The 24,071-nt window shown below is 71.5% G+C and carries 23 protein-coding genes and 3 pseudogenes; 18 read left to right on the forward strand and 8 right to left on the reverse strand.

Going from position 1 to position 24,071, the window contains the following annotated elements; translation table 11 throughout:
* Positions 1-10 precede the first annotated feature (10 nt).
* The 3 genes from ACIBB8_RS07485 (at position 11) to ACIBB8_RS07495 (ending at position 2,172) form a co-directional block, all read left to right on the forward strand.
* Positions 11-475 carry an ATP-binding protein gene (locus tag ACIBB8_RS07485; protein ID WP_398949478.1) on the forward strand — a complete coding sequence of 155 codons (465 nt, stop codon included), beginning with the start codon at positions 11-13 and terminating at the stop codon, positions 473-475.
* A gap of 202 nt (positions 476-677) precedes the next feature.
* Positions 678-1,235, forward strand: a complete 558-nt coding sequence (locus ACIBB8_RS07490) for a Uma2 family endonuclease (protein WP_398949479.1) — start codon at positions 678-680, stop codon at positions 1,233-1,235.
* Positions 1,236-1,302: 67 nt separating this feature from the next.
* Positions 1,303-2,172 carry an alpha/beta fold hydrolase gene (locus ACIBB8_RS07495; RefSeq protein ID WP_398949480.1) on the forward strand — a complete coding sequence of 290 codons (870 nt, stop codon included), beginning with the start codon at positions 1,303-1,305 and terminating at the stop codon, positions 2,170-2,172.
* Here ACIBB8_RS07495 and ACIBB8_RS07500 read toward each other — a convergent pair.
* Positions 2,147-2,389 carry a hypothetical protein gene (locus tag ACIBB8_RS07500; RefSeq protein ID WP_398949481.1) on the reverse strand — a complete coding sequence of 81 codons (243 nt, stop codon included), beginning with the start codon at positions 2,387-2,389 and terminating at the stop codon, positions 2,147-2,149. The two genes, ACIBB8_RS07495 and ACIBB8_RS07500, sit on opposite strands and share 26 nt — an antisense overlap.
* Before the next feature lie 212 nt (positions 2,390-2,601).
* Here ACIBB8_RS07500 and ACIBB8_RS07505 point away from each other — a divergent pair.
* From ACIBB8_RS07505 to ACIBB8_RS07525, 5 genes and pseudogenes are all read left to right on the forward strand, one after another.
* Positions 2,602-3,201 (forward strand): annotated as a pseudogene (locus tag ACIBB8_RS07505) (hypothetical protein); the annotation flags it as partial.
* 35 nt (positions 3,202-3,236) lie between these two features.
* A pseudogene (locus tag ACIBB8_RS07510) lies at positions 3,237-3,395 on the forward strand (IS5/IS1182 family transposase); the annotation flags it as partial.
* A gap of 399 nt (positions 3,396-3,794) precedes the next feature.
* Positions 3,795-4,823 (forward strand): L-threonine 3-dehydrogenase, encoded by a 1,029-nt coding sequence (tdh, locus tag ACIBB8_RS07515; protein ID WP_398949482.1) that lies wholly within the window; start codon positions 3,795-3,797, stop codon positions 4,821-4,823.
* 41 nt (positions 4,824-4,864) lie between these two features.
* Positions 4,865-6,058, forward strand: coding sequence for a glycine C-acetyltransferase (locus ACIBB8_RS07520; RefSeq protein ID WP_398949483.1), 1,194 nt, complete (start codon positions 4,865-4,867; stop codon positions 6,056-6,058).
* 61 nt (positions 6,059-6,119) lie between these two features.
* Positions 6,120-7,055 carry a LysR family transcriptional regulator gene (locus ACIBB8_RS07525; RefSeq protein ID WP_398949484.1) on the forward strand — a complete coding sequence of 312 codons (936 nt, stop codon included), beginning with the start codon at positions 6,120-6,122 and terminating at the stop codon, positions 7,053-7,055.
* A 33-nt stretch (positions 7,056-7,088) separates the two neighbouring features.
* Here the strand turns inward: ACIBB8_RS07525 and ACIBB8_RS07530 are convergent, their stop codons facing one another.
* Complete coding sequence (locus tag ACIBB8_RS07530; RefSeq protein ID WP_398949485.1) at positions 7,089-9,677, reverse strand: FtsX-like permease family protein; 2,589 nt, start codon at positions 9,675-9,677, stop codon at positions 7,089-7,091.
* Positions 9,674-10,384, reverse strand: a complete 711-nt coding sequence (locus ACIBB8_RS07535) for an ABC transporter ATP-binding protein (protein WP_398949486.1) — start codon at positions 10,382-10,384, stop codon at positions 9,674-9,676. Before ACIBB8_RS07535 ends, ACIBB8_RS07530 begins: the two co-directional genes overlap by 4 nt.
* Before the next feature lie 174 nt (positions 10,385-10,558).
* On the opposite strand from ACIBB8_RS07535, the gene ACIBB8_RS07540 reads away from it, so the two are divergent.
* The 5 genes from ACIBB8_RS07540 to ACIBB8_RS07560 all read left to right on the forward strand — a co-directional run bounded on the left by ACIBB8_RS07540 (position 10,559) and on the right by ACIBB8_RS07560 (position 15,168).
* Entirely contained in the window at positions 10,559-11,788 is a 1,230-nt protein-coding gene (locus ACIBB8_RS07540; RefSeq protein ID WP_398949487.1) for a sensor histidine kinase, read from the forward strand.
* Entirely contained in the window at positions 11,776-12,435 is a 660-nt protein-coding gene (locus ACIBB8_RS07545) for a LuxR C-terminal-related transcriptional regulator (RefSeq protein WP_398949488.1), read from the forward strand. Before ACIBB8_RS07540 ends, ACIBB8_RS07545 begins: the two co-directional genes overlap by 13 nt.
* A gap of 164 nt (positions 12,436-12,599) precedes the next feature.
* Positions 12,600-13,346 (forward strand): ABC transporter ATP-binding protein, encoded by a 747-nt coding sequence (locus tag ACIBB8_RS07550; RefSeq protein ID WP_398949489.1) that lies wholly within the window; start codon positions 12,600-12,602, stop codon positions 13,344-13,346.
* Complete coding sequence (locus ACIBB8_RS07555; RefSeq protein WP_398949490.1) at positions 13,343-14,596, forward strand: hypothetical protein; 1,254 nt, start codon at positions 13,343-13,345, stop codon at positions 14,594-14,596. The genes ACIBB8_RS07550 and ACIBB8_RS07555 overlap by 4 nt, the downstream gene beginning before the upstream one ends.
* Positions 14,593-15,168: a hypothetical protein gene (locus tag ACIBB8_RS07560; RefSeq protein ID WP_398949491.1), complete on the forward strand. Its 576-nt coding sequence runs from the start codon at positions 14,593-14,595 to the stop codon at positions 15,166-15,168. The genes ACIBB8_RS07555 and ACIBB8_RS07560 overlap by 4 nt, the downstream gene beginning before the upstream one ends.
* A 70-nt stretch (positions 15,169-15,238) precedes the next feature.
* Here ACIBB8_RS07560 and ACIBB8_RS07565 read toward each other — a convergent pair whose 3' ends face one another.
* Positions 15,239-15,628: a VOC family protein gene (locus ACIBB8_RS07565; protein ID WP_398949492.1), complete on the reverse strand. Its 390-nt coding sequence runs from the start codon at positions 15,626-15,628 to the stop codon at positions 15,239-15,241.
* Between the two features lie 90 nt (positions 15,629-15,718).
* Here ACIBB8_RS07565 and ACIBB8_RS07570 point away from each other — a divergent pair, with 90 nt between their 5' ends.
* On the forward strand, positions 15,719-16,354 hold the full coding sequence (locus tag ACIBB8_RS07570; RefSeq protein WP_398949493.1) for a nucleoside/nucleotide kinase family protein: 636 nt from the start codon (positions 15,719-15,721) through the stop codon (positions 16,352-16,354).
* A gap of 72 nt (positions 16,355-16,426) precedes the next feature.
* Positions 16,427-17,554 (forward strand): M24 family metallopeptidase, encoded by a 1,128-nt coding sequence (locus ACIBB8_RS07575; protein WP_398949494.1) that lies wholly within the window; start codon positions 16,427-16,429, stop codon positions 17,552-17,554.
* Positions 17,555-17,643: 89 nt separating this feature from the next.
* Here the strand turns inward: ACIBB8_RS07575 and treZ are convergent, their stop codons facing one another.
* Both treZ and ACIBB8_RS07585 read right to left on the reverse strand, forming a co-directional pair.
* The gene (gene treZ / locus ACIBB8_RS07580; protein ID WP_398949495.1) at positions 17,644-19,404 is read right to left on the reverse strand and encodes a malto-oligosyltrehalose trehalohydrolase; all 1,761 of its coding nucleotides are present in this window, start codon (positions 19,402-19,404) and stop codon (positions 17,644-17,646) included.
* 130 nt (positions 19,405-19,534) lie between these two features.
* Positions 19,535-19,723 carry a hypothetical protein gene (locus ACIBB8_RS07585; RefSeq protein ID WP_398949496.1) on the reverse strand — a complete coding sequence of 63 codons (189 nt, stop codon included), beginning with the start codon at positions 19,721-19,723 and terminating at the stop codon, positions 19,535-19,537.
* Positions 19,724-19,831: 108 nt separating this feature from the next.
* Here ACIBB8_RS07585 and ACIBB8_RS07590 point away from each other — a divergent pair, with 108 nt between their 5' ends.
* Positions 19,832-20,962 (forward strand): alpha-L-fucosidase, encoded by a 1,131-nt coding sequence (locus tag ACIBB8_RS07590; protein ID WP_398949497.1) that lies wholly within the window; start codon positions 19,832-19,834, stop codon positions 20,960-20,962.
* Here the strand turns inward: ACIBB8_RS07590 and ACIBB8_RS07595 are convergent.
* Positions 20,934-21,845: a GNAT family N-acetyltransferase gene (locus tag ACIBB8_RS07595; protein ID WP_398949701.1), complete on the reverse strand. Its 912-nt coding sequence runs from the start codon at positions 21,843-21,845 to the stop codon at positions 20,934-20,936. The genes ACIBB8_RS07590 and ACIBB8_RS07595 overlap by 29 nt on opposite strands.
* Positions 21,846-22,141: 296 nt before the next feature.
* On the opposite strand from ACIBB8_RS07595, the gene ACIBB8_RS07600 reads away from it, so the two are divergent.
* Positions 22,142-22,735: a DUF1707 and FHA domain-containing protein gene (locus tag ACIBB8_RS07600; protein ID WP_398949498.1), complete on the forward strand. Its 594-nt coding sequence runs from the start codon at positions 22,142-22,144 to the stop codon at positions 22,733-22,735.
* A 13-nt stretch (positions 22,736-22,748) separates the two neighbouring features.
* Here the strand turns inward: ACIBB8_RS07600 and ACIBB8_RS07605 are convergent.
* Positions 22,749-22,904: pseudogene (locus tag ACIBB8_RS07605) on the reverse strand (dihydrolipoyl dehydrogenase); the annotation flags it as partial.
* 143 nt (positions 22,905-23,047) lie between these two features.
* Between ACIBB8_RS07605 and ACIBB8_RS07610 the strand changes: the two are divergent.
* On the forward strand, positions 23,048-24,064 hold the full coding sequence (locus ACIBB8_RS07610; RefSeq protein WP_398949499.1) for a cytochrome P450: 1,017 nt from the start codon (positions 23,048-23,050) through the stop codon (positions 24,062-24,064).
* The last annotated feature ends 7 nt before the right edge of the window (positions 24,065-24,071 follow it).

The raw sequence follows: 24,071 nt of genomic DNA on the forward strand, positions 1-24,071 counted from the left end.
GGGTGGGCGCATGGAAGCACTCGCGTTCCCGCAAGCGCCGTTCACCGTGCGTGTGTTCGTGCAGCGATTCAGTTCCACGCCCCGAGGTGCCCGGCTCGCCCGGCAGCTTGCTCTGCATCAACTGAACGAGTGGGGCATCCCGTACGGCGGTGACGCGTCCGAGACGGCCGCGCTGATCGTCGCCGAGTTGGCGGCGAACGCGGTGACGCATGGCCGGGTGCCGGGCCGGGACTTCGAGTTGAGGCTCGTGCATGTTCCGGGCGACTGTCGCACGCTCGGTGTTCTGCGGATCGAGGTCACGGACGCCCGGGGTGAGCGGCGCCCGCCGGGGCCGGGGGAGCTGGTGGCGCCGCCGCCCGGTTCCGGCAGCGGACACGGGCTGATCCTGGTGGAGGCGCTGGCCGACCGGTGGGCGGTGGTGGACCGCGTGCCGCCGGGGAAAACGGTCCGTGCCGAGCTGGACCTGCTCTGCTGACCGGCGGGCCTGCTGTCCCCCTGCAGAGCTGTGCGAGCGCGCCGAGCGCGGGAGGGCGTTCCTGGCGGCGGAGTTCGGCCACGCTCACTCCGAGCAGGAGGCCTTGCTTCTGTGCGCCATGATGCTCGCCGCCCGTGCCGTGGCTGACGTGAACAGCGGGTTCTGCTTGTCGTGGGGAACGAAAATGGGGCACTCTGGGCGCATGACCGCTGGGCCTGCCGACTACAGCCAAGGCGTCGACCCCGAACGCGCTCTGAAGTACGCAGTCCAGAACATCCGGGGTGACCGTGCCCAGATCGTCGAAGGGGTCATCGAGCCCGTGCGGCCCACCTGGGATCACGAGGCCACTACCGAGGTGATCCGCGATCAGATCAAGCCGCGCGCCCGTGAGCTGGGGTGTGTCACCGGGTCGGGGAACCTGGACCTGCCCGGGTCGTCGAACTGGTACGTCCCTGACATCACCGTAGTGCCGGCTGTGGAGGCCAAGGGCGCGGGAGCTCTGCTGCCCGATCAGACGCTGCTCGTGGTCGAAGTCACCAGCGACTCCAACGCCGAAACGGATCGCGTCGTGAAGCGGCGGCGGTACGCCGAGTACGGGGCGCCGCTGTATCTGCTGGTCGACCGGGTGGAACGAAGCGTGACTCTGTTCGCCGAGCCCGGACGTCTGGGGTACACGCGGGTGGACGGCCCGCACCCGTTCGGGGCCGTGCTGCATCTGCCCGGACCGTTCGACCTGGACCTGGACACTGGCGAGTTGTGAGCGCGTCGGCGTAGGGTCGACTGCGCGCCGCCCGTGCCCGCAGGCAACCGAGGAGAGTGCACACCCGGTGACCGAACACTCCCACGCAGCCCCGCCGCCCACCTCGGAAGTCCAGCTCTCCGCGGGACCGGTGGCGTACCAGGACACCGGCGGGGACGGCCCCGTCGTCGTCCTGCTGCATGGTGTCGCCATGGACGGTTCACTGTGGCGGCACGTGGTCGCCGATCTGCGCCCCGACTACCGGTGTGTGGTTCCGACCCTGCCGCTCGGCGGTCACCGCAGACCCATGAAGCCGGACGCCGATCTGTCGGTCCTCGGGGTTGCCCGGCTGGTCGCGGAGTTCCTCGATGCGCTCGACCTCACCGATGTCACCCTCGTCATGAACGACTGGGGCGGGGCTCAGGCTCTCGTCGCCGACGGCCGTGATCAGCGGATCGGGAAGCTCGTCATCACCTCCTGCGAGGCGTTCGACAACTTCCCGCCCGGTCTGCCCGGCTCCAATCTCTACGCCTCTGCCAAGATGCCCGGCGGGCTGAACGTAGCCTTCAACCTGCTGAAGCTGAAGCCGATGCGGCGGCTGCCGATGACCTGGGGCCGGATGAGCAAGCGGCCGGTGCCGCACGAGGTGATGGACGCGTGGTTCCGGCCGCTGTGGACCAATCCGGAGATCCGTCGCGACCTGCGGAAGTACGTTCTCGGGGTGCCGCCGAAGGCCGAACTCCTCCGATGGGCCGAGAAGTTGCGCGAGTTCGACCGGCCGGCGCTGGTTGCCTGGTCGGCCGAGGACAAGGTCATGCCGCTGGCGCACGGTCGCAGGCTCGCCGAACTCCTGCCCAAGGGGGAGCTGGTGGAGATTGCCGACAGTTACACGCTGATTCCTGAGGATCAGCCGCAGCGACTCAGCAAACACATCAGGACGTTCCTGCAGAGGTCTTGAGCGCGGGTCCTGGCGACACGACCCCGATCGCCACTGTGGTCGTGTGGGCGGGAAGCCTGGGCGGCTTCTTGTCGTGGAGTCGGCGGCGGACGAAGCCGCTGGGCACCTTGACCGCGTCGGGAAGCCCGGAGGTGAGGGCGTGGATGAGATGGCCCGTGCTCACGCCACGCGCGAGCCATTCGGCGGCCGAGGATCCGGGCTCCGCCCAGGCGGTCATGGCTGAGTAGTGCTGCGAGCAGCGTGGCGGCGAGTGGTTGCAAGAGGACTGCGACGACGGAGGACGCCGGTGTCGCGGCCGACGTCCGGTGGTGACTGTCAAGGCCGTGCCAATTCGGGTCGGTCCGTGTTCTGCATGGGCATGCCGTTGTGGAAAACTGCCTGGGTTGTCAGTGATGGGGGGCACCGGTGAGTAAGCGGCATGTGGGGAAAATGCTGCGGCAGATGGCGAGCGGGGAGCCCGTTCAGGTCACCAGCGCCATGGCGTCCATGAAGAAGCTCGCCCAACTCGCCTTCTTTGCCCAGCAGTTCGGGTACGAGTACGCGGATGTACGGCAGGGCGGTGGGCCGCAGGGCAACGGGTTCGTGATGCTGATCGTGCCCGACCCCAGCCCGCAGGCCCGCGCGCGGGCCGCGCGAAACCGGGCGCAGTACCCGAATGCCGGTGACGGGGTCGCGCTGCCGCCCCTCGAGTCCGACGCGGTCGAGCTTCTCAAGGCGCGCATCAAGTTCGACCTCGCTGCCAGGTACACCGAGAAGCAGCTGATGGCACTCGCAGGTGTCGGCTTCACCCCGTTGGCCGTGGGCCTCGGCTTCGAGCTCGGCGCGGACACCACCGCCGTTGTCATCGCCGGCATCATCTGGGCCGCGCTGATGGCCCTCGTGCCCGTTGGGCTCGTCGTCAACCGGCGCTACAGAGCAAAGTACGCCGCCCTGTTGCAGGCCGCCGGGTTCACGCCGGTGCCCGACCAGAGCGGGCGGCTGCGGTATGTGCCGCCGGGCGGGCAGCTTCCCGGGCACGGTAATCCATTCGCCGGAGGGGTATAGGCGCCTCCACCCACCCGTCCGGGGCCGCCGTCCAGGTCCTCACCGATCTCTTCGGGCGGCTGCTGTGGGCCTCACCCGCGCTGCCCGGCTCCACCCACGCCCTGACCGCCGCCCGCACCCACGGCATCGTCGACGCGCTCACCGGGGCTGGCCTCAAGTGCTGGGCCGACAAGGCGTATGTGGTACGCGGCCACCGGATGGACGAAGCCGTACCCGGGGGACGACCGGATCCTCGCGCCCCATGAGGTGCCGGGCCGGGACACCCCGACGCAGGGATCGGTGACTGATCGCACGCGCGGTCCCAGGGGGCCGGTAGCCCGTGCCGAAGGGCGGCCGGCCCCTTCCGCAGGGGCGGGCATGAAGCGGAGCTGCGGCTGCGCTTAAGAAAACCTCGATGGACCTGGGGCGCGGGGTACGGCAGATTTCTCCGTGACGGCGGAGGATGGTGCGCGGCAGCCGGTCACCGTGCGTGCTGCCCCCCCATGTCGTCCCTCTCATCTTCCCCGGGCCGCAGGCTGCCTTCGAGGCTGCCCCGGCCCGGGGCGTTCACCTCGCACCATGTACAGGGAGCTCCAGCCGTGAAGGCACTCGTGAAGCAGAAGGCCGAGCCCGGACTCTGGCTGATGGACGTTCCCGAGCCGGAGATCGGCCCCTCCGACGTTCTGATCAAGGTCCTCCGCACCGGCATCTGCGGAACCGACCTGCACATCCGCAACTACGACGGCTGGGCGCAGCAGGCCGTGAAGACGCCGCTCGTCCTCGGCCACGAGTTCGTCGGCGAGGTCGCCGCGATCGGCGCCGACGTGGTCGACATCACCGTCGGCGACCTGGTCAGCGGCGAGGGCCACCTGGTCTGCGGGAAGTGCCGCAACTGTCTGGCCGGACGCCGCCACCTCTGCCGCTCCACCGTCGGGCTCGGCGTCGGCCGGGACGGGGCGTTCGCCGAGTACGTCGCGCTGCCCGCCTCCAACGTGTGGGTGCACCGGGTCCCCGTCGACCTCGACATCGCCGCGATCTTCGACCCGTTCGGCAACGCCGTGCACACCGCGCTGTCCTTCCCGCTGGTCGGCGAGGACGTCCTGATCACCGGCGCCGGCCCGATCGGCATCATGGCCGCGGCCGTCGCCAAGCACGCGGGCGCCCGCAACGTCGTCATCACCGACGTCAGCGAGGCCCGGCTCGACCTCGCCCGGAAGGTCGGCGTCAGCCTCGCCCTCAACGTCGCCGAGGAGACCATCGCCGACGGCCAGCGCCACCTCGGCCTGCGCGAGGGCTTCGACATCGGCCTGGAGATGTCCGGCCGCCCCGAGGCCATGCGCGACATGATCGCGAACATGACGCACGGCGGACGGATCGCCATGCTCGGACTGCCGTCCGAGGAGTTCGCCGTCGACTGGTCCCGCGTCGTCACCTCGATGATCACGATCAAGGGCATCTACGGCCGCGAGATGTACGAGACCTGGTACGCCATGTCCGTCCTGCTGGAGGGCGGCCTCGACCTCGCGCCCGTGATCACCGGACGGTACGGCTACCGCGACTTCGAGGCGGCCTTCGACGACGCGGCGAGCGGACGCGGCGGCAAGGTCATCCTCGACTGGACCGTCTGACCGACCTCGTACCGGCCCGTACACACCAGGAGACACCCTTCATGTTCGACTCCGTACGCGACGACATGCGCACGACCCTCGACGAGATCAAGGCCGCCGGGCTCCACAAGCCCGAGCGTGTGATCGGCACCCCGCAGTCCGCGTCCGTCGCCGTCACCGCCGGTGGCCGCCCCGGTGAGGTGCTCAACTTCTGCGCCAACAACTACCTGGGCCTCGCCGACCACCCCGAGGTGATCAGCGCCGCCCACGAGGCGCTGGACCGCTGGGGCTACGGGATGGCCTCGGTCCGCTTCATCTGCGGCACGCAGGAGGTCCACAAGGAGCTGGAGCAGCGGCTCTCGTCGTTCCTCGGCCAGGAGGACACGATCCTCTACTCCTCCTGCTTCGACGCCAACGGCGGCGTCTTCGAGACCGTCCTCGGCCCGGAGGACGCGGTCATCTCCGACGCCCTCAACCACGCCTCCATCATCGACGGCATCCGCCTCTCCAAGGCCAAGCGGTTCCGCTACGCCAACCGCGACATGGACGACCTGGAGCAGCAGCTCAAGGAGGCGTCCGGGGCGCGGCGCCGGCTCATCGTCACCGACGGCGTGTTCTCCATGGACGGGTACGTCGCCCCGCTCCGCGAGATCTGCGACCTGGCCGACCGGTACGACGCCATGGTCATGGTCGACGACTCGCACGCCGTCGGCTTCGTGGGCCCCGGCGGCCGCGGCACGCCCGAACTGCACGACGTCATGGACCGCGTCGACATCATCACCGGCACGCTCGGCAAGGCGCTCGGCGGTGCCTCCGGCGGCTACGTCGCGGCCCGCGCCGAGATCGTCGCACTGCTGCGCCAGCGGTCCCGTCCGTACCTCTTCTCCAACTCCCTCGCCCCGGTCATCGCGGCGGCCTCGCTCAAGGTCATCGACCTGCTGGAGTCCGCCGGTGACCTGCGCGAGCGGCTGGGAGCCAACACCGCGCTCTTCCGCAACCGGATGACCGAGGAAGGCTTCGACATCCTGCCCGGCGACCACGCCATCGCCCCCGTGATGATCGGGGACGCGGCGAAGGCAGGCCGGATGGCGGAGCTGCTCCTGGAGCGTGGCGTGTATGTGATCGGGTTCTCCTACCCGGTCGTCCCGCAGGGCGCGGCGCGCATCCGCGTCCAGCTCTCGGCCGCGCACTCCACGGACGACGTGAACCGTGCGGTGGACGCGTTCGTCGAGGCGCGGGCCGCGCTCGGCGAGTAGTCCTACGATCGGGGCGGTCCCAGGTCCCTTACACCCCTCGGGGCCTGGGACAATGGATCACATGATCGATGCACGGCGGCTGCGTATTCTCCGTGCGGTGGCCGACCACCGCACCGTGACTGCGGCAGCCGCCGCGCTCTATCTGACGCCGTCCGCCGTCTCCCAGCAGCTCGCCGCCCTGGAACAGGAGACCGGCCACCGGCTGGTCGACCGCAGCGCCCGGGGCGCACGGCTCACACCGGCCGGCGAGATCCTGCTGACCCACACCAATGCGGTGCTGGCCCAGCTGGAGCGGGCCGAGGCGGAGCTCGCCGCGTACGGGGCGGGAGACGCCGGTACGGTCACGGTCGCCGCGTTCGCCACCGGCATCGGGCTCGTGCTCGCCCCCGCCATCGCCGAACTGACGCTGACCGCGCCCGGCATCCGGGTCCGGGTCCAGGACGCGGAGGGCGACGCGAGCGTGCCGATGGTGCTCGACCGGCAGGTCGATGTGGCGGTCGCCGTCGAATACCGGGGCGCGCCCGGCGAGGACGACCGGCGGCTGACCCGGGTGCCGCTGTACTCGGAGCCGTTCGACGCCGTGCTGCCGGTGGGGCACCGGCTGGCCGGCCAGGACCAGGTGGCCATCGCGGACCTGGAGAAGGACCCGTGGATCGGCCCGTACCCGGGCAACCCGTGCCACGACGTGGTCGTGCTCTCCTGCGAATTCGCCGGTTTCCAGCCGAGACTGGAGCACTCCTCGGACGACTTCCGCGCGGTGGTGGCACTCGCCGGAGCGGGGGCCGGGGTGGCACTGGTGCCGAGGTCGGCGCTGCGGGGGATGGAACTCGCGGGGGTGGTGGTACGCCCGGTGGAGGGCAGCGCACCGACCCGGCGGGTGTTCGCCGCGGTACGGCAGGGGGCGGAGGGCCATCCCCTGATCCGTCCGGTGCTCGACGCGTTGCGGGGGGCGGCGGGGCGGGTGCTGTACACATCCTTCAGCCCGTCCGGCGTTTGAGGAGACAGTGGCCCCGGGCCGCCCACCGCACCCTCACCGCCTCCTGACGCGGCCGCCGGACGCCCCGGGGATCACCACGCCCGCCATCGCGGCCACCAGCACCGCCACCGCCAGCACCCCGTACCGCACCGGCTCCAGGTACGGCACCGTCCCCGCCGCCGACACCGCGAACGCCGTCAGAGGGATCGCCGCCACCGCCGTGCCGATCGTCAGGCCCGCCACGGCCACCAGCCCCGTCTCCAGGAACAGCATCCGCGTCACCTGCCTGCGCCCCGCACCCACCAGCCGCAGCAGGCGGAACTCCCGGCGGCGGCCCACCGTGATCAGGGCCAGCGTGCTCACCACCGCCAGCAGCGCGAACCCGCCGATCACCCCGACCCCGATGACGATCAGCGCGTCGTCCTCCTCAGACGACGACGGCGCGATCCGTACGTCGTCCGCCGTCGCGGCCCGGACCTGCGCACCGGCGTACGGGGCGACCGCGCGGCGCACCGACACCGCAGCCGACCCGGCCTCTGAGCGGACCAGGATCCGGGCATCGCGCGCCGCCGACACATGGCCGGTCAGCGCCTCGCGTGGCAGCATGAACTCACCGAGCCCCAGGGCCCGTTCGTACACCGCCACCACCCGCAGCCGCGTCTGCGTACCGTCACCGAGCCGCAGCCGCACGCGGTCGCCGACGCCGACGCCGAGCTCGTCCGCCCGGTCCCTGCCGACCGCGACCGTGGAGCGCCCCGTCAGGGCGCCCAGGTCACCCGATGCGACGCCCGGATCGACCGTGCCGGACAGCTCGTCCGCCGTCACACCCAGCACCGGGTAGCGGTCCAGCTTCGGATCGCCCATCTCGTGGTGCGCGAGCATGACCGACGACCGCAGCACACCTGTCGCAGCCGCCACACCCGGCGCCCCGCGCACCACGGCAGCCGCGTCCCCGGGCAGCCCCGCCGGAGCCGTCACCACCAGGTCCGCCCGCAGCGCGGCCGCCGACTGCCGGTCGGCGGCCCGTTCCAGCGTCGCCCCCGCCGTCAGCTGGACGCAGACGAACGCGACCACCAGCACGATCGGCGTGATCGCCGCGCCCAGCCGCCGGTTGTGCGCGGCGGCCGACTTCGCCGCCAGGAACCCGGAGACACCGCCCGCACGTCGCAGCGGCGCACCCAGCACCCGCGTCGCCGCCCGTGCGATCCACGGCCCGAGCAGCGCCACCGCGATGACCAGCGACGTCGCCGCACCCGACGCGGCCACCGCGGCCGCCTGACCGCCCTGCGCCATGGCCGCGACCGCCGAGCCGACCCCGGACACGGCCAGCAGCCCGCCCGCACCGGTCCGCAGCCGGCCCGGCTCACCCGGCTCGGGGGCGCGCGCCGCACTCAGCGCGGCGGCGGGCCGCATCCCGGTGATCGACCGGGCGGCGAGCAGCGAGACCGGACGCGCGGCCCCGGCGACCACCACCGCGGCGGCCACGTCTGCCGCGAGCGGCAGCCACAGCGGCGCGGGCAGCGGCAGCGGATCCGTCGTCAGCAGCGACCGCATCAGCAGCCCCAGCGGTACGGCCCCGGCCCCGCCGAGCACCACCGCCGCACCGGCCACCCGGCTCACCTCCCGGCCGACCGCCGACCTGAGCTGCCGCGGCGTCGCGCCGACCGCCCGCAGCAGCGCCAGCTCACCGGAGCGCTGGTGGACCGCCTGGGAGACGGTCGTGGCAAGAACGAGCAACGCCACCATGAGGACCGTGCCCGCGATCGAGGCGAGCAGCGCCAGCAGATCACCGCGGCCGCCCAGCGCGTCCAGGTGCTCGGTCTCTCCGCGTGCGGAGCCGGTGAGGACCCGGATGCCGCGCCCGGTGTCCGTACGGTCGGGCAACGCGTCGCCCAACGAGTCCCGCAGCGCGTCCGAGGAGACGCCGTCCCGCGCGACGATCCCGACCGCGTCGACCGTGCCGGGGTGCCCGGCCAGCGCGGTCAGCCGCGCTTCGGTGAAGAAGACGGCGGGGGTGCCGCCGCCCCGGCTGCCCGCGTCCGCGACACCGCTGACGGTGTACGGGCGCGCGGCGCCTTCCACCTGGAGTTTCACGGTCGAGCCGACCTCGGCCCCGGCGGCTGCCAGCGCCCGGTCGACGACCACCTCGTCCGCACTCCGCGGCGCCCGGCCGGAAGTCAGCTCGTACCCGGTGAGCACCGCCGACGGCCAGGAACGGCCGACCGCACCGGCGCCACCACCCAGCGTCAGCGGCACCGAGTCGTCCGCGACCGCTTTCGCCACCCCGTCGGCCGCCGCGGCCTTCGCCACCACGGCCCGGTCCAGCCGGGCCCGTTCCGACAGATACGCCGTCACCGTCATCGGCTCACTGCCCCACGGCTTCGCCGTGTACGACACCTTCTGGTCGGCCGCCACCACCGCGTCCGCGCCCGCGTACCGCGCAACCGGCGGCCGCGCCAGCAGCAGCGAGCCGAGCACCAGCGCGAACGCACCGATCAGCGCCGCCGTGGCCGCCGTCGTCGCGAACACCGCGGCCCAGGCCCGCCGGTGCGCCGTCAGCGAGCGCCTGGCCAGAAACGCCGACGCGCGCCGCCCCCCGGACCGCGCCCGCACGGCCTCCGCCCTCCGGATCCTCGTGCTCATCGCAGCCGCCCGCCGTCCATCGTCAGTACGGTGTCCGCCCAGCTCGCCGCCACCGGATCATGGGTGACCATGACGACCGTACGGCCGTCGATCCGGACCGCGTCCCGCAGCAGCCCGAGGACCAGCGCCGCCGACTCCGGGTCCAGGGACGCCGTCGGCTCGTCCGCGAAGATCACCGCGGGTTCGGTCACCAGCGCGCGGGCCACCGCGACCCGCTGCTGCTGGCCGCCCGAGAGCGTGGTCGGACTTTCCGCCCCGCGCCCGGTAAGACCCACGCGGGCCAGCAGATCCCGCCCCCGGGCCAGCACCCCGGCATCGCCCGGATCCGCTCCGGCGAGCACCAGCGGCAGAACGACGTTCTCCTCGATGGACAGCGACGGCACCAGGTTCAGTGCGTGCGACTGGAAGACGAAGCCCACCCGGTCCCGGCGGAGCCGGGTCAGTGCCGCCTCGCTCAGCGACCCCAGGTCGGTGCCACCGATCCGTACCGTTCCCGAGGTGGGACGGTCCAGCCCCGCCGCGCACTGCAGGAACGTGCTCTTGCCGGACCCGGAAGGGCCGACCACCGCGGTGAAGCTCCCGGCCGGGACCGCGCAGCTCACCGCGTCGAGCGCCACCACCTCCCGGGCGAGGCCGCGCCGCCCGTAGCGCCGGCTCACCGACTCCAGGCTCAGCGCAGTCGCCCGCACTGCCGTGACCGTGTCCACCGTTGGTTACCTCCGCTGTTGCTGACGTACCGCCTGACCTGCATAAACGTTAGGAGCGAGCGGGGATGCGGAGGAGAGTGCGCGCTCCCGGAACGGGGGTACAGCCAGCTCCACCACGAGCCGGGGACGGGCCCCACTCCGCAGCCGGGCGGGCCCCCCGTAACGTGATCTGACATGAGCACCGATCCCGCCCCGCTGACGGTCGCCATCCGGCGTTCGTGGGATGCCTCGCGCTATCTGTTCATCGGCGTCCCGGTGGCACTGCTCGCCTATCTGTGCGTGTTCCTGGTGGCCGCCGTCCTGTTGTTCGCCGCCGTGATCATCGGACTGCCCGCCCTGCCGGAGGCCGCCAAACTGCTGCGGCGCTTCGCGGATTTCGAGCGCCGCCGGTCCGCCGCGCAACTAGGGGTGCCGTTCAGCCCGGCGCAGTATCTTCCGCTGGACGGCGGGGAACTGTCCGAGCGGGTCCGCCGAGTCCTCACCGACCCCGCGACCTGGCGCGACGCGCTCTGGCTGCCGGCCCAGGCGCTCATCGGCAACGTACTTGCCTATCTCGCCATGATCCTGTGGCCGGTCGGTCTTTTCGTGGACGGGGCCGCACTGACCGTCGTCCACGCCCTGGACCGGCGCACTGCCGACGAGTACGGCACACCGCTTCCCGAGCGGCAGGGCTGGGTACTGCGCTGGCACCCCGTGCTCGCGGACCTCGCGGCGAGCTGGTCCCGTTCGCTGCTGACCTCGTCGCACTCCGCCGAACTCGGCGACCGGATCGCGCAGCTGACGGAGAGCCGGGCCGGGGCCATCGAGGCGCACGGCGCCGAACTGCGCCGCATCGAAAGGGATCTGCACGACGGAGCCCAGGCCAGGATCGTCGCCCTGTCGATGCGCATCGGGCTCGCCAAGCAGCTCCTCGACCGCGACCCCGCCGCCGCCCGGCTCCGCCTCGACGAGGCCCAGGACGGCGCTGAGGCGGCCCTCGCGGAGCTGCGGCACGTGGTCCGCGGCATCCATCCGCCCGTGCTGACGGACCGTGGACTGGCGGGCGCGGTACGGGCGCTGGCCGCCGATGTCGCCGTACCCGTCACGGCGGACCTCGACGGTGTCGAGGACGGGCGGCGGCTCCCGGCCGCCATCGAGGCGGCCGCGTACTTCGTGGTCGCCGAGGCGCTCACCAACATCAGCAAGCACAGTGGCGCGACAGCCGCCACGGTCCGGATCGGCCGGGGCCCCGACACCTTGCGTGTGGTCATCGGGGACGATGGACACGGCGGCGCGGACGAACGCGCCGGCAGCGGCCTGGTGGGGATCAGGCGGCGGGTCGCCGCACTGGACGGCACCACCCGCATCAGCAGCCCCACCGGAGGGCCGACGGACATCGAAGTGGAGCTGCCGTGCGGATCGTGATCGCCGAGGACAACGCCCTGCTGCGGGAGGGCCTGATCCTGCTGCTCACCAGTTCGGGCCATGAGGTGGTGGCCGACGCGGCCACCGGGCCCGAGATCCTTCCCGCCCTGCTGAAGCACCGGCCGGACGCCGCCGTCCTCGACGTACGGCTGCCGCCGACGTTCCGGGACGAGGGCCTGCGCGCCGCCGTCGCGGCCCGCGCGCAACTGCCCGAGCTGCCGATCCTCGTCCTGTCCCAGTACGTCGAGGAGACCTACGCCGCCGAGCTGCTCGCCCAGGGCGCCCAGGGCATCGGCTACCTCCTCAAGGACCGGGTGGGCCGGGTCGACCAGTTCCTGGAGGCCCTCGACCGGGTGGCGGCGGGCGGCACGGCCCTCGACCCGGAGGTCGTGACCCAGTTGCTGACCCGCAGGTCGTCCGCCGAACCGCTGCAGAGTCTCACCCCGCGCGAACGCGAGGTGCTGGAACTGATGGCCCAGGGCAAGGCGAACGGCACCATCGCCGCCGAACTCGTCGTCACGGAGAGGGCGGTGAGCAAGCACATCGGCTCGATCTTCGCCAAGCTCGGTCTGGAACCGGACGACGGCACGGTGCACCGGCGGGTCCTCGCCGTACTCGCGTACCTGGAGGGCCGGGCGAACCGCTGAACACCCGGCCCGGCCGCGTTGTTAACGATGCCCTTGTGGGCGTGCACGTCTGGGTCAAGTAGCTGACCGTGACGTACTAAGCGCCTTCCCTCTCCCCCAGGGGTGCGCCCGCGTAGCGCGTGCGCACTCGGGGGAGGGTCCTTTTTCTGCTCCGAGAGACCCTCATGCCTCTGCACTACCAGTCCTGCACCTTCCGTTACGGCCGCAGGTCACGTCCGGTCCTTGACCGGCTGGACCTGGCGTTCTCACCCGGCCACACCGTCCTTCTCGGCCCCAATGGCGCGGGCAAGAGCACTCTGCTCTCCCTCGGTGCCAGCGCCTCGATTTCGCATTCGGGACGCATCCAGTACGGGGAACTTGATCCGGCCAATCGCAAACACACGCGGGCCTACCGAAGCAAGGTTTCCTGGCTGCCGCAACATCCCGGGTTCCTCCCTGGGCTGACGTGCAGAGAGCATGTGGCCTATGTGGGCTGGCTCAAGGGCATGCGGGAGCGTGACGCCTGGCACGCCGCGACGGAGGCGATCGAACGCGTCGGCCTCACCGAAAAGATCAACAGCAAAATCAAGACACTGTCCGGTGGCCAGCAGCAGCGGATCGCTATTGCACAGGCGCTGGTCCATGATGCCGAACTGCTGCTTCTTGACGAGCCAACCGTCGGGCTCGACCCGCATCAGCGGCGTCGGTTTCTCGACTTGCTGATTTCGCTGCGTGGCAAGGTTCATGTGATCGTCTCCACTCACGACATCGGCGACCTCGACGAGGCGTTCGACGAGGTTGTGGTCCTTGAATCGGGGAAGCCGAGGTTCAGGGGTACGGTCAAGGAATTCGCCGGTCACGCCACCCCGGACTGCGCGTCGGGCCGACGCCTGGAGAGCGCCTACGCGTCGCTCCTGGAGGCGGCCGAATGATTACCTGGGCAAATCTCCGTGCCTCGGCCGCACCGTGGCTGTTGCTTCCCATCTTGCTGTACGCAGGTCTGTACATCGACGACGCCACTTTCACCGCACCATCGAGGTACGGGGTTGAGTCTGGTGAACTGGCCGCCCACGCCATCGCGGTCATCGCTCCGGCAGTGGCCGCAGCTGCCGCGTGGGAGGCGGGCCGCCACCGCCTGCTGGGTGCTTTGAGCGCTACCGGCCAACGCAGCGCACTACGGCAGCTCTTGCGGGCTGTTACCCCGGTCCTGATTCTGCTGTTCGTCCTCGTCACCGGGGCGCTCGTCATGGCCTACCAGGCGGTGGGCGTGTTGCCCGAGGGGGCCGGGTGGCTCGCTGCAGCGCACCTGATCGTGCTTTCCCTCGGTTGGCTGGTCATCGGCTGGTCCCTCGGACTCATCATGCCCAGGAGTATCGCGGCACCCGCTTCCGGAATCGGCTGCTGGGCGTGGCTGTCCATGCCGCATGCGATGTCCAACGCCTGGGTGCGTCACCTGGGCGGCTTCATCGACGGACAGTCGACCGTCACCGATGTGCTCACCCCGGCTGTTTATTTGGTGCCGTGGGGTGTTGTTACTGGCCTGGCCCTCGCGTTCTGGGTTCTGGCCCGGATGCGCCGACGCGCCTGGGCGGTGGCTGTCGCCTTCGCCGTGGTGGCAGTCACCTTCACTGCCGGCCGCGCTTTGGTGATCGACTGGGGATATCAGAACCCCACAAGCCCCCGGAGCGTCGCCATGGCCTGTACCGGTCAAGCGCCGAGGGTGTGTGTACCGCCGGAGTACGAGCCTTACGCCCAACAACTGCGGCGAGACGCCCTGGCTCCGGTCAAACGGCTGAAGGATGCTGAAATAGCTGTGCCGGAAGAGTTGCGCGTCACCTCCGCGAAGGTTCCGCTCAAGCCTGGCACGTGGCCGTTGAACTGGTCGCTGCCTCCGCGCGGCGGTGGCCAAGATGCCGCCCAGTTCGCCGCAGACCTGGCGGAATCGGCAGTAACCGGGACAGCCGCGTTCGCCGGTGTGGACGACTGCCGGCAGCCGGGATCTCCCGCCGCTGCCTGGGCTGCCCTGGTGGTCGGATTGGATGAAAAGGGTGTACAGGCAGCGCTGCCCGCTACGGAATGGGCGGCACTCCAAAAGATCCGCCGGCTTCCCGCCGAAGAGCAGGCCGACTGGTTCACCAAGACAGTCGCCAGCCAAAACCACTGCAATAAGGCCCTCTCATGAACCGCTATGCGATCACTGTGCGCCAGTGGTGGGCTGCTCCTGCGGCGCTCGCTCTGCTCGTCGTGGTGTGCTGGACGGTGGGGGCGAGCGAGGTCCCTGTCCCGAGCCTGGCCAGCGGCATGGGAAGTGTCCAACTCGCCTACTTCACCCCTGTCCTGATCGTCATCGCCGTCATGTACTGCCTGGAACGGCAACTACATGAAGCTGAGACCACAGCGGTGCTACCCGTCCGCCGGTTCGATCAGGGCGCCATCATTCTCACTGCGGCCCTCGCGCACGCGGCCGGACTGGTGGTGGGGATGGGCATAGCCCGCAATGTCACTCTCGTTCTCGCCCTCGCGCTTTTCACCCGCCGCCTCGCCAACGAAGCCACGGCAGCGGCAGCCGGGCTGATGTTCCTTCTCATCAACCTCATCCTCGGCCGCGCCTACAACCCTGATGGCTACACAACCCACACCTGGTGGGCCGTTGCCCTCTACCCTTCCGGCAGCATGACTGCGTGGCTGGTTGCGGTTGCCCTGTTCGCACTCGCACTCCTGCTGGCATTCTCACGGACTTCGGTTTCTCGCTGATGTCTCAACCATGTGGAATGCGCGGAAGGTGGCCACTGGCAACGCTCCCGCGAGGCGGGAAGCCCGCGGTTCACGCGGGCTGGAGCAGGTCCCAGCGGTTGCCGTACAGGTCCTCGAAGACCGCGACCGAGCCGTACGGTTCGTGGCGCGGCTCCTCCAGGAAGCGCACTCCGGCCGCCAGCATCCGTGCGTGGTCGGCCGCGAAGTCCTCGGTGTGCAGGAAGAAGCCGACCCGGCCGCCGGTCTGCGCGCCGACGGAGGCCCTCTGGCCCTCGTCCTTGGCGCGGGCCAGCAGCAGCCCCGTACCCGCTGCGGCGCCGCGCGGGCGGACGACGACCCAGCGGGATCCGTCCCCGCGGTCGGTGTCCTCGACGAGTTCGAAGCCGAGCGCGTTCGTGTAGAAGGAGAGGGCCTCGTCGTAGTCGCGGACGACCAGAGTGACCAGGGCGATGTGGGACATGGCGGTTCCTCGCGGGTGCGGAGCTGGGTCATACGGGAGCGTTATACGTAACACTATCGAGTGCGCCTCCCCTGCCGGGACAATGCCCGCATGCACCTGAGTGACCTCGGCGAACTGTCGGCCCGCGCCCGCCGGCTCGCCGCCCCCGGCCACCGCCGCATACTCGGCATCGCGGGGCCGCCCGGAGCCGGGAAGTCCACCCTCGCCGCCCAGCTCGTCGACGCGCTGGCCGGGCTCGCCGTCCTCGTCCCGATGGACGGCTTCCACCTGGCCCGGGCCGAGCTGGACCGGCTGGGCCGGGCCGGCCGCAAGGGCGCCCCCGACACGTTCGACGCCGCCGGGTACGCCGCCCTGCTGCGACGCCTGCGCACGCCCGGGGAGGAGGGGCCCGTCTACGCTCCGGCCTTCGACCGCACCCTGGAGGAGCCGATCGCCGGGGCCGTTCCCGTACCCCCGCACATCCCGCTCGTCATCACCGAGGGCAATTACCTGCTCCACGACGACGGCCCCTGGGCGCCGGTGCGCGGGCTGCTCGACGAGGTCTGGTTCCTGGACCTCGACCCGGAGGTACGGGTCCGCAGGCTCGTCGACCGTCATGTGCGGTTCGGCAAGCCCCGGCCGTACGCTGAGCGCTGGGTGGCCGGGTCCGACGAAACCAATGCCCGGCTCGTCGACCGTGGCCGGGACCGCGCCGACCTCGTCATACGGCTGCGCCCGACATCCTGACCCCCCACTCGCGCCGCCTGTCGCCGCCGGGCAGGATGTCGTGTGCCGTGTCGCATCGCCAGGAGGTCCCGCATGTCCAGCCCCGACCAGCCCGTGCCGTTCACCGCCGATGACTACCGGGCGAGGATGGAGCGGGCCGCCGAGTCCGCCGCCGAGGCGGGGCTCGCGGGTGTACTCGTCGCGCCGGGCCCGGACCTCGTCCACCTGACCGGCTACCACCCCGTGAACACCGAACGCCTCACCCTCCTCGTACTCAGGGCGGGCCAGGACCCGGTCCTCGTCGTCCCCACTCTGGAGGCACCGGACGCCGAGCGGGCCGTCGGCTCCCCGGCTCTGACCCTGCGCGACTGGACCGACGGCAAGGACCCGTACGCCGTGACCGCCCCGCTGCTCGACGCGGCCGGCCGGTTCGGAGTCAGCGACAACGCCTGGGCGATGCACCTGCTCGGTCTGCAGAATTTCCTCCCCGGCACCTCGTACGTCTCCCTCACCGAGGCCCTGCCGATGCTGCGGGCGGTCAAGGACGCGGCCGAACTGGAGCGTCTCGCGGCAGCGGGGGCCGCAGCCGACGCCACGTACGAGGAGATCCTGAAGGTCCGCTTCTCCGGCCGCAAGGAGACCGACGTCGCCGCCGATCTCGCCGCGCTGCTCAAGCAGTTCGGGCACTCGCAGGTCGACTTCACCGTCGTCGGCTCCGGGCCCAACGGCGCCAACCCGCACCACGAGGCGGGCGAGCGCACCATCGAGCGCGGCGACATGGTGGTGCTCGACTTCGGCGGCCTCAAGCACGGCTACGGCTCCGACACCTCCCGCACGGTCCACGTCGGCGAACCCAGCACCGAGGAGCAGCGGGTGCACGACATCGTGCGGGAGGCGCAGGAGGCCGGCTGCCGCGCGGTCCGGCCCGGGGTCGCCTGCCAGGAGATCGACCGGGCGGCCCGCGCCGTCATCACCGAGTTCGGCTACGGCGAGCGCTTCATCCACCGCACCGGCCACGGCATCGGCGTCACCACCCATGAGCCCCCGTACATGATCGAGGGCGAGGAGCAGCCGCTGGTGCCCGGGATGTGCTTCTCCGTGGAGCCCGGCATCTATCTGCCGGGCCGGTTCGGCGTCCGTATCGAGGACATCGTGACCGTCACGGAGGACGGCGGGCGCCGGCTCAACACCACCGCGCGCGAGCTGGCGATCGTCGAATAGCCGGGCCGGGAGGAGCGTTCAGCCCCCGGCTCCCGCCTCCCGTCGCGGAAGTGGTGCGGCACGTCGTACGGCACCACTTCCGCGGACCCTCAGTCGTCGGCGAGCACCACGCACGACTCCGGCGGCAGATGCAGCAGCCCGTCCGCGCCCGGCGTCTCCACCGGCTCCCAGGCGGCCAGCACCCTGCCCCCGCTGTTCCGGTTCCGTCCGCCGCCGAGCGGGATCGTGGCCGGCTTCTCGTCGAGGTTGACCGCGATCCGCAGATCGCCCCTGCGATAGGCGAGCCAGCGCGCCTGCTCGTCATGGGCGGTCTTCACCGCGGCCAGATCCGGATCCGACAGATCGGGCAGAGTGCGGCGCAGTGCGATCAGTTCGCGGTACCAGGCCTGGATGCGGGCGTGCGGTTCGCGTTCCGGTTCGGTCCAGTCCAGACAGGAGCGGTCGCGAGTGGCCGGGTCCTGGGGGTCCGGGATGTCGTCCGCCGCCCAGCCGTGCGCCGCGAACTCCCGGCGCCTGCCGCTGCGTACCGCTTCCGCGAGCGCCGGGTCGGTGTGGTCGGTGAAGAACTGCCAGGGGGTACGGGCGCCCCACTCCTCGCCCATGAACAGCATCGGGGTGAACGGGCCGGTCAGCACGAGCGTCGCCGCGCAGGCCAGCAGCCCGGGGGAGAGGGAGGCGGAGAGCCGGTCGCCGAATGCCCGGTTGCCGATCTGGTCATGGGTCTGCGCATAGCCGACGAATCGGGTGGCCGGGGTGCTGGCGATGTCGACGGGGCGGCCGTGGGTGCGGCCGCGGAAGGCGGAGTACGTGCCGTTGTGGAAGAAGGCACTCGTCACGGTCTTGGCGAGGGCGGTCAGCGGGGCGGCGGCGAAATCGGCGTAGTAGCCCTGGGACTCGCCGGTCAGCGCCGTGTGCAGGGCGTGGTGGAAGTCGTCGTTCCACTGGGCGTGCAGCCCGATGCCGCCCGCCGCGCGCGGTGTTGTCGTACGCGGGTCGCAGAGGTCCGACTCGGCGATCAGCGGCAGCGGACGGCCGAGCTCCGCGGCGAGCGCGTCGACCGCCGCGGACAACTCCTCCAGGAAGGTCAGCGCCCGGGTGTCGGCGAGGGCGTGGACCGCGTCGAGGCGCAGTCCGTCGAGCCGGTAGTCGCGCAGCCAGTCGAGTGCGCTGCCCAGCAGATATGCGCGGACCTCGTCGGATCCCGCGGCGTCGAGGTTGACCGCGGCGCCCCACGGCGTGTGGTGGGTCTCGGTGAAGTACGGGCCGAAGGCGGGCAGGTGGTTGCCGGACGGTCCCAGGTGGTTGTGGACCACGTCGAGGACCACCGCAAGACCGAGCCCGTGCGCCGTGTCGACAAAGCGCTTCAGCCCGTCGGGGCCGCCGTACGGTTCGTGCACGGCCCACAGCGACACCCCTTCGTAACCCCACCCGTGCCGGCCGGGGAACGGGCAGACGGGCATCAGCGACACATGGGTGACGCCCAGCTCGGCGAGGTGCGGCAGCCGCGCCGCGGCGGCGTCGAAGGTGCCCTCCTTGGTATACGTGCCGATGTGCAGCTCGTACAGGACGGCGCCCGGCAGTCCCCTGCCCGCCCACTCGGCGCGCCAGGCGTACGCCTCCTGGTCGACGACGGCGCTCTCGCCGTCCGGGCCGTCCGGCTGGCGGCGCGAGCGCGGATCGGGCAGCACGGGGCCGTCGTCGAGGACGAAGCCGTACCGGTCCCCGTCCGCGGCGTCCGCCTCGGCCGTCCACCAGCCCGTCCGTGCCGGGTCGCGCTCCATCGGCCGCAGCTCACCCGCCAGCCGCAGACCGACCGAATCCGCCTCCGGTGCCCATACCTCGAACAGCATGCGTCGCTCCTCGTCTCCTCGTTCCGGCCCCATGGTCGGCAGAAGTCGGGATCACCGGCCCACGACACTGGATCGAGCCCGTTACTGGCGATTAAGGTCTGGTTCTGATCATTGCCCTGCCAGGTTCTGCTCATTCGTACGGCTGCTGGAGGCCGAGGTGACCGTGCCGACGTTCCTGCCGGGATTCCTCTGAGGAGCCTCCGCCTCCGCCGTCCAGACCGAAGGAGCAGCCGACACCGGCGGCCTGGGCCTCTCCGGCTGGGACTCCTTCGCCGCCCAGCCGGGACTGCGGTTCCGTGCGGGTGTCTTCCACGGTCATCGGCCGCTCGCCGTCAGCTCGGTGGTACCCGCAGGGCCTTTCTTTCGGATCAGGCCGGGGGCGCCCGGATCTTACGAACGGCCCCCTCAATGATCAATACTTCGCGCCATGGTTGCTTCATGGTGGTCCCAGGCCCAGCTGGGGATCTTTGTGCACTGGACACCCGCGTCCGTACCGGGCTGGGCCCCGCCGTACGTTCCCGCCGACGAGCTGCCCCTCGCCGGCCGCCGGACGCCGCTCGGCTGGACCTCGTACGCCGAGTGGTACGAGAACGCGCTCCGCTTCCCCGGCAGCCCCGTCTCCGCCCACCACCGGGCGACCTACGGCACCCGGCCGTACACCGACTTCGGCAACGACTTCAACGACGGTCTGGACGGCTGGGACCCGGCGGCCTGGGCCCGCAGCTTCCGCGCTGCCGGCGCCCGTTACGCCGTTCTCGTCACCAAGCACCACGACGGGTTCTGCCTCTGGCCCTCCGAGGTCCGCAACCCGCACCGCACGGGCTGGCACACCACCCGCGACGTGGTCGGCGAGGTCGCCGAAGCGGTCCGCGCCGAAGGGCTGCGGTTCGGGGTCTACTACTCCGGCGGGCTCGACTGGACCTTCGACGACCGGCCCATCGGCACCGGCGCGGACACCGTCTGCGCCGTGCCGCGCGGCGACTACCCCGCGTACGCCGACGCCCAGATGCGCGAACTGATACGCCGTTACCGGCCCGACATCCTGTGGAACGACATCGCCTGGCCCGGCTCGCGCACCGACGTCCAGCGGCTCATCGAGTACTTCCGCTTCACCGTCCCGCACGGCGTTGTCAACGACCGGCTGTTCCCCTACGCACCGATGTGGCGCGCCCTGCACCTGCCGGGCGCCAAGGCCCTGTACGACCGATGGGAGCGCCGCACGATCGCGCAGGGCGAGGGGTTCGTGCCGCGCAAGCCCCCGTACTACGACTTCCGCACCCCCGAGTTCGCCCGCTACACCGGCCCGGACCCGTACGAGATCACCCGGGGCATCGACCACAGCTTCGGCTACAACCGGAACTCGTCGCCCGACGCCTTCCTCAGCCGCCCCGCGCTGACCTCACTGGTCACGGAGACCGCGGCCGCGGGCGGCAATCTGCTGCTCAATGTCGGGCCGCGCGGCGAGGATGCGACCATCCCCGCCGAGCAGCAGCTCCGCCTGGACTGGCTGGCGGAGCTCACCCCGGACCTCACACCAGATGGATGCGTTCCTGACTGATGGGATGGCCCGCCCGGGCGAACGCGGCCGCCATCGGCGCATTGCCCTGATCGGTGGCGCCCGCGATGAACTCGGCGCCCTCGGCGGCCAGGAAGTGCGTGCACTCGACGAGCAGGTCGTACCCGTAGCCGTGGCCCCGCTGCTCGGGTACGACCCCGATGAAGCCGATGCACGGCCCGCCCGGGTTACGGGCGGGCACATGGAGTCCGGCCACCTCGCCCTCGGGCGTGTACGCCAGCTGCCACCAGGAGCGCGGCGAGGGGCACCAGTGGAAGAAGTCGAGCTCCTCCTGCGCCGCCTGCTCCAGTCCGCCGGGTCCCTCGATGGCCCGGCGGGCGTGCGCGTCCAGCGTGACGGAGTGGACCCGGCGCAGCACGTCGAGGATCACCGCGTCGTCCGGCTCCGGCCGGAAGGTGAGCCGGCCGGGCCGCTCGGGCAGCCCGCACTCCGGCGTCCACTCGTACCGGTACCGCTCGACCAGCGGCTTCATCCCGGCCGCACGGGCGGCGGCGATCCTGGCCTCGGCGGCGGCCACGACATCGGGCCGATCCCGCCAGCCGGCGGGCAGGATCAGCTCGTACTCGGCGTACAGCGGTGACCGCCGCAGCAGTTCGGTGCCCGCCTCGTCCTCGCCGTCGGCGAAGTCGAACCAGTTGAGCGTCACGGGTGCGGTGTCCTCGGGCCCCGACCACCAGGCGGCCCTGGCCACCACGACACCGTCGCGCTCGGCGATCCAGGTCCACTCGGGGCGGTACTCACCACCCTCGCGCACGGTGGCATAGCTGTGCCCGAAGGCGGCGCGGCCGACGAGACCGCGGTCGGGAAGGGTGTGGAAAAGCTGTGCGTCGCTCTCGGTGAGCGCGCGGATGACCAGATCGGTCATGGAAGAGTCCTCCGGAAGAAGCGATGCGCTCCCGGTCAGACCGAAACCGAAACCGCCCGGCGAACGGGACAGGAGCGCGGGAATGAAGTGGTACTCGTACGCACTGTTCTCGCCTCCTTCCTCGGTCTTCGGGCGGATGGCCACCGTATCCGGTCCTGTGGTGGAGCGTCCACCGGATTACGGTCTGGTGCACGATAATTCGGCACGAGGACGCCCCTCCGCCCCGCGGCGGTCAGGCGGGCGGCAAGCGGAGTTGTTCTGGACACTGCGAGGCGGTCGCCCCGACAATTGATCCTGTGACGTCGTCCTTCGAGTTCCACACGTATCCCGCGCGGGTGTCCGATGCTCAGCGCGACCGTGTTCTCGGTGTGCTCAGAGAAGGCGCCGCGCAGGGCAGGCTCTCCCACGACACGTTCGTACGGCGCATGGAACTGGCCCTGGCCGCCCGCCGCCCGGAGGAGCTGGCGGCACTCACCGCAGACCTGCGGAGCGAAGGCCGCTGGACGCAGAGGCTGTTCCGGGTGGTCGGCAAGGTGTCCGGGTTCCCGGCCCGGGTACGCAGGGCCTGGCAGGCCGAGCGGCTGCCGAAACTGCTGCTGCCCGCCCCGAGCCCGTACCCCGTGTTCATCGGCCGCGATCCGGCGAACGGACTGCGGCTCACCCATGAGACCGTCTCGCGCAAGCACGCCGAACTCACCGTGCAGGGCGGCCGCTGGATCCTGCGCGACCTCGGCTCGACCAACGGCACGTGTGTGAACGGGCAGCGGGTGACCGGTGCGGTGTCGGTGCGCGACGGGGACCAGGTGAGCTTCGGCCGGATCACCTTCCGGCTGTCCGCGCCCGCACTCAAGCCGCCCGGGGCGCCGGGGCTTCCCGGGCGTCCGGCCTGAGCCGGGGCGTGGATCACGCCTGTGGGTGGAGGCCGCGTCCGGCGAGGGCGAGAGAGTCCTCGCCGACCGCTTCGAAGAGCGTCGGGTGGGCGTGGACACGGTGGGCCACATCGGACGGTTGCGCGCTCCACCCGACGATCAGCTGACTTTCGCGGGTGCAGCTGACATGGGCCGCTGCGGCGGTCGCGGAGCTGCTGCGCGCGACGGCCACCCTCACCCGAACGGCCGTACCTCCACTGCGCCGAGCGCTCCGCCGTGGTCCCCTTGGTTCATCCGCGCCGCACAGCGGCGCACCGACCCCGGGGGGCCAGGATGCAGGCCGACGCGCCCGACGGCATACCCCCGCCCGCCCAGGACCTCGGTCGCCGTGCCGACCGGACCGCCCGGCCCGGCACCGGCCCCAGCCTGCTCGCGCCCGGCGCCGCGCACGATCCGTACCGGCTCTACCGCGTGCTGCGCGAGGAGTACCCGCTCAGCTACGACGCCCCGCTCGGCGCCTGGCTGCTCAGCCGGCACGCCGATGTGTCGACCGCCCTCACCGACCCGCGGTTCACCGGCTTCCCGCACGACGGCGAGCCCCGCGGCGGCCCCGCGCCGCGCGGGGTCTGTCACGGCAGCAGGCTCTGCCTGCCCCGGCCGCAGGACATCGCGCGGCCGGCCGCGACCGTGCCCCGCCACCTCTCCGAACGCGTCGAACGGACCGCCTACGTCCTCGCACACCGCATCGCAGGGCGTCAACAGGCCGATCTTGTCACGGAGTTCTGCCGCTGGCTGCCCGTGGGGGCAGCCGCCCCCGGCACCTCCCAGGACCCGGCGCAGCCGCCCGGTCACCTCATCACCCCCTGCATCAGCCGGACCGGCCTCCGCGAGACGGCGCTCGCCTCCCTCCTCGCCAATCTGCTGGACGCCCCCGACCTCCTGGCCGCCCTGCGTATCGAACCCGCCCTCGCCCACCGCGCCTGGACCGAGTCGCTGCGCCGCGACCCGCCCGTGCAGGTCGTGCTGCGCCGCACCGTCGCCGAGGTACGGGTCAGCGGTGGCACGCTCCCCGCCGGGGTGCCCGTCGCCTGTCTGATCGGCGCGGCGGGCCGCGACCCCGAGCGGTACGCCGCCCCCGATCTCTTCGACCCCTTCCGGACCGACCAGAACCGGTCCACCGCAGGACCGGAGTCCTGTCCGGCCGTCCCGCTCGGGCGGCTGGAGGCCGAACAGGGTGTACGCGCCCTGCTCGACGCCATGCCCCGGCTCCGCTGGGCGGACGGATTCCGTCCGTCCAGTACCGGACTGCTCACCCGCGGCCCCCGGACCCTCCTCATACGACCCGGCTGAGTTCCGG

Origin of the sequence: Streptomyces sp. NPDC051286, assembly GCF_044455345.1 — a bacterium.
Taxonomy (GTDB): domain Bacteria; phylum Actinomycetota; class Actinomycetes; order Streptomycetales; family Streptomycetaceae; genus Streptomyces.

What these genes read in the sequence shown, in the direction of transcription:
- ACIBB8_RS07575 (WP_398949494.1), top strand. Translation starts at nt 16,427, where the DNA reads ATGTCCAGCCCCGACCAGCCCGTGCCGTTCACCGCCGATGACTACCGG.
- ACIBB8_RS07525 (WP_398949484.1), top strand. Translation starts at nt 6,120, where the DNA reads ATGATCGATGCACGGCGGCTGCGTATTCTCCGTGCGGTGGCCGACCAC.
- ACIBB8_RS07500 (WP_398949481.1), bottom strand. Translation starts at nt 2,389, where the DNA reads ATGACCGCCTGGGCGGAGCCCGGATCCTCGGCCGCCGAATGGCTCGCG.
- ACIBB8_RS07590 (WP_398949497.1), top strand. Translation starts at nt 19,832, where the DNA reads ATGGTTGCTTCATGGTGGTCCCAGGCCCAGCTGGGGATCTTTGTGCAC.
- ACIBB8_RS07560 (WP_398949491.1), top strand. Translation starts at nt 14,593, where the DNA reads ATGAACCGCTATGCGATCACTGTGCGCCAGTGGTGGGCTGCTCCTGCG.
- ACIBB8_RS07540 (WP_398949487.1), top strand. Translation starts at nt 10,559, where the DNA reads ATGAGCACCGATCCCGCCCCGCTGACGGTCGCCATCCGGCGTTCGTGG.
- ACIBB8_RS07595 (WP_398949701.1), bottom strand. Translation starts at nt 21,845, where the DNA reads ATGACCGATCTGGTCATCCGCGCGCTCACCGAGAGCGACGCACAGCTT.
- ACIBB8_RS07550 (WP_398949489.1), top strand. Translation starts at nt 12,600, where the DNA reads ATGCCTCTGCACTACCAGTCCTGCACCTTCCGTTACGGCCGCAGGTCA.
- ACIBB8_RS07570 (WP_398949493.1), top strand. Translation starts at nt 15,719, where the DNA reads ATGCACCTGAGTGACCTCGGCGAACTGTCGGCCCGCGCCCGCCGGCTC.
- ACIBB8_RS07490 (WP_398949479.1), top strand. Translation starts at nt 678, where the DNA reads ATGACCGCTGGGCCTGCCGACTACAGCCAAGGCGTCGACCCCGAACGC.
- ACIBB8_RS07530 (WP_398949485.1), bottom strand. Translation starts at nt 9,677, where the DNA reads ATGAGCACGAGGATCCGGAGGGCGGAGGCCGTGCGGGCGCGGTCCGGG.
- ACIBB8_RS07585 (WP_398949496.1), bottom strand. Translation starts at nt 19,723, where the DNA reads ATGACCGTGGAAGACACCCGCACGGAACCGCAGTCCCGGCTGGGCGGC.
- ACIBB8_RS07485 (WP_398949478.1), top strand. Translation starts at nt 11, where the DNA reads ATGGAAGCACTCGCGTTCCCGCAAGCGCCGTTCACCGTGCGTGTGTTC.
- ACIBB8_RS07520 (WP_398949483.1), top strand. Translation starts at nt 4,865, where the DNA reads ATGTTCGACTCCGTACGCGACGACATGCGCACGACCCTCGACGAGATC.
- ACIBB8_RS07565 (WP_398949492.1), bottom strand. Translation starts at nt 15,628, where the DNA reads ATGTCCCACATCGCCCTGGTCACTCTGGTCGTCCGCGACTACGACGAG.
- treZ (WP_398949495.1), bottom strand. Translation starts at nt 19,404, where the DNA reads ATGCTGTTCGAGGTATGGGCACCGGAGGCGGATTCGGTCGGTCTGCGG.
- ACIBB8_RS07555 (WP_398949490.1), top strand. Translation starts at nt 13,343, where the DNA reads ATGATTACCTGGGCAAATCTCCGTGCCTCGGCCGCACCGTGGCTGTTG.
- ACIBB8_RS07610 (WP_398949499.1), top strand. Translation starts at nt 23,048, where the DNA reads ATGCAGGCCGACGCGCCCGACGGCATACCCCCGCCCGCCCAGGACCTC.